The sequence below is a fragment of the Sporichthyaceae bacterium genome, assembly GCA_036493475.1.
In the GTDB taxonomy this organism is placed as follows: domain Bacteria; phylum Actinomycetota; class Actinomycetes; order Sporichthyales; family Sporichthyaceae; genus DASQPJ01.
Map to the genome: position 1 here is coordinate 1 of DASXPS010000130.1, position 2,533 is coordinate 2,533.

General features: G+C 70.7%; 2 protein-coding genes. One reads left to right on the forward strand and one right to left on the reverse strand.

The genetic code is table 11. The features are described 5' to 3' along the window. A partial coding sequence (locus VGJ14_13770) for a MerR family DNA-binding protein (protein HEY2833490.1) occupies positions 1–252 on the forward strand: 252 nt, incomplete at its 5' end. A gap of 73 nt (positions 253–325) precedes the next feature. Here VGJ14_13770 and VGJ14_13775 read toward each other — a convergent pair. Next, the gene (locus tag VGJ14_13775; protein ID HEY2833491.1) at positions 326–2,038 is read right to left on the reverse strand and encodes an IS1182 family transposase; all 1,713 of its coding nucleotides are present in this window, start codon (positions 2,036–2,038) and stop codon (positions 326–328) included. Between the last annotated feature and the right edge of the window lie 495 nt (positions 2,039–2,533).

Sequence of the window (2,533 nt, forward strand, 5' to 3'; positions counted from 1 at the left end):
ATCAAGCGGGCTCAGCAACTGGGCTTCACCCTCGATGACGTCGAGGAGCTGCTGCATTTGGACCGGGGCGGCCCGCACGGCTGCGAGGCGGCCCGGGAGCTGACCCAAGCCCGCCTGACGGATCTCCAAGCCCGGATCGCCGACCTAGGTGGGCGGTGTCGAACGGACCCGGTGGGGGCGACCTGTGTCGGGGGCGCCGTCCGATTGGCCGATGAGCGCGTCGGGTACGGGCGGAGACCTGGTCCGCGCTGAGGCTGCTCGGCTGGCCGTCCTCGGTTTCTGGGCGCTCTGGGTGGCGGAGCCGGCCAGGCAGGCCCCGGCCGGCTCAGGCGGTGGCCACTGTCCAGGTTCGGTCGGTGGTGGCGGTGAGTCCGAGTTTGGCGAGGCGGGCCAGGTTGACCGCGGCGGCGAGCAGGGAGAAGTCGGCGGAGATCTTGGTCAGCCCGCGCATCCGGGCTCGGCGCCCGCCGTGTTTGCGGCGCATCAGGTGACCGATCTTGCGTTCGACCTTCGGGCGGGTGGCGGTGTAGTCACGCTGCCACGCCGGGTCGCGTTGGCGGGCCCGAGCGCGGACCAACTCGGCCTGATAGGCGCTGACAGTGACGGTGCGACCGACCTTCGAGGTGGTGCACTGGGCGCGCAGCGGGCAATGGCGGCAGGCCGCGCCGAAGCGCGCGGTGCCCGCGCTGTCGCCGTCGCGGCGGCGGATCGGGGTGGTGACCCCGCCCGGGCAGGCGACGGTGTCGCGGTCGAGGTCGATGTCGAAGCGGGCCTTGGTGAACAGCCCACCCGGGCGCGGCGCGGGAACCTGGGTCTTGCACCCCGAGGCGATGCCGTGGCTTTCCAGGGTGGCCTGGAACTCGCCACTGCCATACGCGCAGTCCCCGAAGACCGTGCTCGACTCCGCGCCTGGCGCCGGCTCGCTGTCCGCCGCCTCGCTCGGCCGGTCGGTGTCCGGCTGGTCGGTGTCCGGCTGAGCCGACTCCTCACTGTCCGCCCGCTCGCTCGGCTGAGCGGTATCTGGCTGGGCGGGCCGCGTGGGGTGGGTCACGGGGATCAGGTCGGTGATCAGGTCGGCGGCCGTGGCGCCGTCACCGGTGTTGCCCGGGGTGACCGTGGTTGCGGTGATGATCTCGGTGTCCGGGTCGATACCGACGTGGCCCTTGTAGCCGTCGAACCCGCGCGCGGCGGTCTTGTGCCCGTGCCGGGCTTGCGGGTCCACCGTGGAGATGACCCGGTCTTTCGCGACCCGCCGGGCGATCCGGAACACCCCGGCCTCATCGCGGTCGAGGTCCTGGCCGGTCACGGTGGCCAGCAGCGCCCCAGCCTGGGTCACCGCGTCGGACAGCTCACGGCCGTCAAGGACCGCCAGCAGCGCCATCGCGTCGGTGGCCAGCGCGTCGACCAGCGCGTCCCGCGCGGCCGGGTCGTCATAGTCACACACCGGTTTACCCGCGGCGGCGTAGTCGTCATCCCGGGCCAACACCGCCCGCAACTCGGCCTCCAACTCCGCGTCGGCGACAGCGAGCAGCCCGCGGATCGCCGAGCGGATCAGCGTCACGGTGTCCATCGTGGCCACCGCGTCATACAACGGCGTCGAGTCCAACACCCGCCGACGCCCCACCAACCCCGCCGCGCTGGCCACCGCCAGCACCGCGTCGAAGATTCGGTTCGGGCTATCCGAGCGGGCCAGCCGGGCCCGCATGTCCACCAACACCGTGTGCACGAAACCCGGATAGTCGAAATCCAACCCACCCGCGGCGTACTTCCACCGCGCGTCGAAAGCGAACCGGTCCACCGCCTCCCGATCGCTGCAGCCCTCGATGCGCTGCAACACCATCACCACCGCCACGATCAGCGGCGGCACCGAACGACGACCCACATCGGTGAACAAGTCCGCGAACGCCTCATCCGGGAACAACCGGTGACACTCCCGATGCAACAGCCCATAGATCGAACCCGGCGCGATCCGCCCGTCACAGAAGCTGACCGTGGACCGAAACAAATCCCCCTGCCGCGGCGTCAAACCCAACGTCACGACTCACTCCCAGAACGACGACCCCGCGGCATCCGAACATTCTCCCCAGATGATCAACGAGACATCGGACCGACACGCGGCGAAAAACACCGCCCACCTAGTGCGTTCGACACAACACCAGCACGGGTTGTGCGGCGGGTACTGGGGTTGTGCCGACGCGCTGCGTCGGGCGGTACTCCGTCGAGTGGGCGCGTCGGGTTACGGTTCCGCCGGGTGGCGTTCCGCCGGGTGGCGTTCCGCCGGCATCTGGTGGCGCGGGCCCGACGCCCGCCTGTGTCATACACAGGTTCTGTGCGCGGTACACAGGTCGAAACCTGTGTGCGACGCCCAAAAGACGTGTACGACGCCGGTGGTGCCGGCCACACCGCGGAACACGACCTAACGAAGCACGACTAACCCCCGCCGCACCCCGGCTCCGCCGAACCACCCCGCCGCACCCGGGCTCCGCGGCTCCGCCGAACCGCACCGCGTCACGGCGCCGCCCGCACACGGTTG